The organism is Aquabacterium sp. (assembly GCF_021768455.1).
GTDB lineage: Bacteria > Pseudomonadota > Gammaproteobacteria > Burkholderiales > Burkholderiaceae_C > Aquabacterium.
The window spans coordinates 1-5,873 of the sequence record NZ_JAIZVX010000199.1 but is presented as its reverse complement, the minus strand read 5'-3'; the positions used below and the strand labels follow the sequence as shown (position 1 = coordinate 5,873).

Genomic DNA, 5,873 nt, shown 5'->3' with positions numbered 1-5,873 from the left:
CTCATGCCAGCCCCGCACCGCCCCTCCACCTCCGCTTCTGCCGCCCTGCGGGTGACGTCGGCCACTGCCACCTCCTCGGTGTCGGCCTTGCGCCCGGCGGGTGACGCGGCTGGTGCGGCATGCACCAATGTGGCGCCAGATGTGCCTGTTCGGGTCGGTTTCCTGCTGCTGAGCGATTACTCGATGATCGCCTTTGCGAACGCCATCGAGGTGTTCCGCATGGCCAACTACCTGAGCCGTCGCACCCTCTACACCTGGGATGTGGTGCCGGCCCAGGAGCTGGGTGCCACGGCCAGCAACGGCCTCAATGTGCACGCCACGGCCAGCGTCGAGAGCCTGGGCGGCTGCGACATGGTGCTGGTCTGCGGGGGCATCGACGTGCGCGCCGCGACCGACGAACACGTTCGCGGCACCCTGCGCCACCTCGCTGCCCGCCAGGTGCCTCTGGGCGCCCTGTGCACCGGCTCCTACGCCCTGGCCAGCGCCGGCCTGCTCGACGGCTACCGCTGTGCCGTGCACTGGGAAAACCTGGCCGCCATGCGCGAAGAGTTCCCCAAGGTGGTCTTCGCCCAGGCCGTGTTCACCATCGACCGCGACCGCTACACCTGCTCCGGTGGCACCGCTCCGCTCGACATGGCCCTGCACCTGGTGCGCGAGCGCCATGGCTCGCAGCTGGCCACCCAGATCTCCGAGCAGTTCATCCTCGAACGCCAGCGCGCCAGCACCGACCGCCAGCGCATGCCCCAGCCCGAGTGCATCGGCCCGGGCTACCAGCACCTCACCGAGGCGGCCGAGATCATGGCCGCCAACATCGAGGAGCCCCTGGCCCTGCAGGAGATCGCGGAGGCGATCCACATCTCGCTGCGCCAGCTCGAGCGCCTCTTCCACCGCTATTACTCGATGAACCCGGCGCAGTACTACATGAACCTGCGCCTGCGCCGCGCCCGTGAGCTGCTGACCCACAGCAGCCTGCCCATCATGCAGATCACGATCGCCTGCGGCTTCCAGTCGTCCTCGCATTTCTGCAAGGCCTACCGCAACCTGTTTGGCCACCCGCCCAGCGAAGAGCGCCGCCGTTTCATCGGGGAGTCCACGGCGCGCAAGGTGCAGCGCAGTGGTCGCCCCGCCCGCCTGAGCGAGGCCGTGGCCCAGGTCGCGGCCTGAGCGCCCTCGGCGGCCCGCCAGCCGCCTGTCGTGAACGGTGCCACACACCTGTGTCACACCGTGTCAGCACTGTGCCAGTCCGGCACAAAACTGCGGGTTAACCCTTTGAGGGTTGCCGCGAGTGTCGCGTTCTCTCTCATCTTGCCTACGATGGCCGCTCGTCGAACACACCGCGTGTGTCAGGCGATGACAGGGGCCTGGCCCCGCCACCGGACGCCCAGAGGAGACACGCGAGATGAGCATGCGACCCATCGCCCAGGGCCAGGGGCCCTTCCGCAGCGGCGGCGGCCTTCTGGCCGAACCCGTGCTGGGCGAGCGCCACGCCGATTGCATCCAGCAGTCCCACGATCGCTGCATGACCCTCGGTCTGCAACGCGGCGACCGTGTCGACTTCCCCACCCTGGGCCGCACCGAACTCGCCCTCGCGCGTGAGCGCAACCAGCGCCTGTACTGCCACGCCGCGCCGGTGATGGAGACCCTGTTCGAGCAGATCCTGGATGCGCAGAGCATGGTCGTGCTGACCGACGCCAACGGCACCATCCTGCACACCATCGGACCGGATGCCTTCCTGCAGCGTGCTGCCAAGGTGGCGCTCAACCCGGGTGTGAACTGGTCAGAGTCCACCAAGGGCACCAACGCCATCGGCACGGCCCTGATCGAAGAGTCGCCCATGCTCGTGCATGGCAGCGAGCACTTCATCAACGCCAACCATTTCCTGACCTGTTCGGCCGCGCCCATCCTCGACCCGCGCGGCAACATCCTGGGCGTGCTTGACGTCACCGGCGACCAGCACAGCTACCACCCCTACACCCTGGGCCTGGTCCGCATGTCGGTGCGCATGATCGAGAACCACTGGTTCTCGGACGACCACCGCAACGGCGGCCACATCTACCTGCACAGCCGCCCCGAGTTCCTGGGCACGCTGACCGAGGGCATCCTGGCGGTCAATGCCGACGGCAAGGTCATCGGTGCCAACCGGGGCGCGCAGGAGCAGCTGGGCCTGAGCAGCGCCGCCCTGCGCATGCACACCGTCACCTCCCTGCTGGGCGTGACCATGGGCTCGCTGGCCGAACGTTTCCGCTCCAGCCAGGCCGGCCCCATGCTGGTCGAGACCGGCGCCGGCCGCCAGCTGCACCTGCGTGCGCGCTTCAACTGGCCGGTGTGGCACAGCCTGTCCGACATGGCGGCCGATGCGGTCGAGGCCACCCCCGCCCAGCCCGCCGGCAGCCCGCTGCGCACCGCCGAGGTGGCGGGCGTGATCGGTGCGCCCCCGGCCGTGCCCGGGCCGCAACCGGCGCCGCGCCTGCCGGGCAGCCCGCCTTTGCCCCTGCAGTCCTATGCCAGCCAGACGGGCCCGGCCGAAGCGCCACGGCCAGCGCCCGTCGCCTCCCGCCAGACGGGTCTGCGCGCCCTGGCCACGGGCGACGCCGCCATGGGCGCCCTGCTCGACAAGCTGGCCCGCGTCATCGACCGCGACATCCCCATCCTGATCCAGGGTGAGACCGGCACTGGCAAGGAGCTGCTGGCCCGTGCCCTGCACCAGGAATCGCAGCGCGCCCACCAGCCCTTCATCGCGGTGAACTGCGCCTCCATTCCCGAGACCCTGATCGAGTCCGAGCTCTTCGGCTACGAAGAAGGCGCTTTCACGGGCGCCCGTCGCAAGGGCGCCGTCGGCAAGATGGTGCAGGCCCATGGCGGCACCCTGTTCCTGGACGAGATCGGCGACATGCCCCTGTCCCTGCAGGCCCACCTGCTGCGCGTCTTGCAGGAGCGCGAGGTCACGCCCCTGGGCAGCGCCCGCGCCATCCCCATCGACATCACCCTGGTCTGCGCCACCCACCGCAACCTGCGCGAGATGATCGAGCGCAAGACCTTCCGCGAAGACCTCTATTTCCGGCTCAATGGCCTGGTGGTGCGCATCCCCTCGCTGCGCGAGCGCAGCGACCTGCCCGCCCTGGTCGAACGCATCCTGCAGCGCGAGTCGCCGCACGAGCCGCACGAGCTCTCGGAGGACGTGATGGCGCTGTTCCGTGCCTGCCGCTGGCAGGGCAATGTGCGCGAACTGGCCGGGGTGCTGCGCACGGCCTGCGTGATGGCCGGGCCCGACCGCGTCATCACCCGCGACCACCTGTCGGACGATTTCATGGAAGAGGCCTTGCGCACCGGGGGGGCGGGCGCAGGCCAGGGCTGGGCAGGCCAGGGACTGATCGGCGCATCGGCCGATCAAGGTTCTGTGCGCCCCCGCCACGGCGAGCCAGCCGGCATCCGCGCAGGGCACCCGGCCTCCGAAGCGGTGGCGATGCCCTCCGAGGCCGTGGCCGCAGGGGCGGAAGCGGCCCCCGCCCAGGCACCGGCTGTGGCCCCCGCGCCACCGGCCTCTCTGGTCGACATCGAGCTGCAGAGCATCCGCAACGCGGTGGAAGCCGCGCGCGGCAACATCTCGGAAGCGGCCAAGCAGCTGGGCATCAGCCGCAACACCATCTACCGCAAGCTGCACTGGCAGAACCGGCACTGAGTGCGCCGAGGCGGCAAGCCGGACCGCGCATGAAAAAGGCCCGCATGGTGCGGGCCTTTCGCCGTATGGGGGCTGCGGTGGTGCTGGCCGTCAGAAGCCGTGCAGGTAGCGCAGCGAGACCAGGGCCGTGCGGCCCGATGCCGGCTCGAAGAAGCGGCCATTGGCGTCATTGACGATGACGCTGCCGGCGTAGACCTTGTCGCCCAGGTTGTCGACGCGGGCCAGCAGTTCGATCGCCGAGCCCTTTTCGCTCAGCTGCCAGCGCTGCACCCAGCGGGCGTTGACGATGCCCCAGCCCTGCGCGAAATCGGAGTTGACGTCGTTGACAGCGGTGCGGCTGCGGGCCTGCCATTCCAGGCCCGCCTCCATGCCGCGGGCGGGTTGCCAGGCGAGTTCGGCCCAGGCTGACAGGCGGCTGGTGCCGGCGATGCGGTTGCCAGCGGCCACCGGGACGTTGGCGGTGCTGCAGGGCGTGGCGGTGCAGGTCAGGAAGCGGTCCTGGTACTGGGCATCGAGCCAGGTCAGCGAGGCAGCGGTGCGCCACTGCGGGCTCAGGCGCCACTGGCCGGCCAGCTCGGCCCCTTGCCGCTGGGTGTGGCCCACGTTCTGGTAGACCGCGCGCCCACCGCTGTTGCTCAGCACCCCGATCTCGTCACTGGTGTTCACGACGAAGACGGTGGCATCGAGCGACACCCCGGCCGCCGGGCGCCACTTGCTGCCCAGTTCGGCATGGCGGCTGCGCTGGGCCTTCAGTTGGCTGTTGACGCCAGCCGCGCTGCTGCTGGATTGGTAGGCGACCTCCGTCAGCGTGGGGGACTCCTTGCCCAGGCCCGCACTGGCGTGCAGGGTCAGGGTGGGTGCCGCCGTCCAGCGCAGGCCCAGCACGGGCGTGGTGTAGGTGTAGCGCAGGGTGCCCGAGTCGTTGCCGTTGCTCAGGTACTGGTCCTTGATGTTCATGCTGACGGCGCCGCTGCGCAGACCGGCGGTGGCCGCCCAGTCGGGCGCAAAGCCCCATTCCGCCTGGGTGTAGCCCTCGCGGGTGTGGGCGCTGTTGAGCTCCTTGCGGCGCTGGGTGCCCAGCACGCCGTAGGTGTAGTTGGGCGCGGTGCCGGTGTAGTTCTGATAGCCGCGGCGGTCGTCGTACTGGTCTTCGGCGTTGAGGCCGGTCACCAGCTCCAGGCCGGTCCAGCGCCAGGTGAGGCGGCCATCCAGGCCCTGGTAGGCGCGGTCGAAATCGACCACGCCGCCACTGTGGCGCACATTGGCCTGTGTGGCGGCCGCGATCGCCTGGTATTGCCGCGTGCTGCGCTGCCCGGCATAGGCGCTCACCGTGCTCTGGGCCAGCGGCCCCATCTGACGGAAGCCATGCTGCCAGCTGCCGCCCACCTGGGTCTGGTCCACGGTCTTGCGGGTGTTGTACTGCGTGGCCTGCGAGGTGGTCTGTTCGGGATCGGTGTCGAATTGCGTGCGGTCCAGCCCCAGCGGGTCCTGGGCGTTCAGGGTCATCTGGCTGACCATGGCAACCACGCGGTCGTCGTCGTAGGTCCACTGCGCCTTGCCGTTGAGCAGCTGCCGGTCGGCGCGGCTGTGGTCGCGCGGGCCATCGGTGTGCATGCTGGACGCACTCGCCGACAGGGCCAGGTGCGCGCTGATGGGCGCGCCGCCACTCAGGCGCGCCTGGTAGAGGGCGTTGCTGCCGAGGTCGACACCGGCTTCGAAGAAGGGCTCGGTGATGGGGGCACTCACCAGCGAGATCACGCCCCCGGCGGCGTTGCCGTACAGCGCCGAGAACGGCCCGCGGATCACCTCGATGCGCTGGGCGTTCGCCAGGTCAAAGTGGCCGACCTGGCCCTGGCCGTCCGGCATGGTGGCGGGGATGCCATCGGTGTAGAGCCGCAGACCACGCACGCCGAAGGTGGCGCGGGCACCAAAGCCGCGTGAGCTGATCTGCAGGTCCTGGGCGTAGTTGTTGCGGTTGTTGACCGTGAGGCCGGGCACGCGGGCCAGGGCCTCGGATAGGTTGACCAGGGGGCCGGCGCTGCGCAGGGCCTGGGCATCGACCACGCTGGCGGCGAAGGGCGCGTCTTTCAGGGCCTTGGGCTGGGTGGTGGCCGTCACTACCACGGGTTCGAGGTCGGTGTCAGCGGCCGTTGCGGTGGTCTGGGCCTGGGCCGGCGCCAGGCCGGCGAGCGTG

At 70.0% G+C, this 5,873-nt stretch carries 3 protein-coding genes; 2 read left to right on the top strand and 1 reads right to left on the bottom strand.

Annotated elements, in window-relative coordinates; genetic code table 11:
- Positions 1 to 3: 3 nt before the first annotated feature.
- Both QZ994_RS18275 and QZ994_RS18270 read left to right on the top strand, forming a co-directional pair.
- Positions 4 to 1,164 (top strand): GlxA family transcriptional regulator, encoded by a 1,161-nt coding sequence (locus QZ994_RS18275; protein WP_290877022.1) that lies wholly within the window; start codon positions 4 to 6, stop codon positions 1,162 to 1,164.
- A gap of 235 nt (positions 1,165 to 1,399) precedes the next feature.
- Positions 1,400 to 3,679: a sigma 54-interacting transcriptional regulator gene (locus tag QZ994_RS18270; RefSeq protein WP_290877019.1), complete on the top strand. Its 2,280-nt coding sequence runs from the start codon at positions 1,400 to 1,402 to the stop codon at positions 3,677 to 3,679.
- Between the two features lie 90 nt (positions 3,680 to 3,769).
- Here QZ994_RS18270 and QZ994_RS18265 read toward each other — a convergent pair.
- Positions 3,770 to 5,873, bottom strand: a 2,104-nt coding sequence (locus QZ994_RS18265) for a TonB-dependent receptor (RefSeq protein ID WP_290877017.1), incomplete at its 5' end; no start/stop codon positions are given.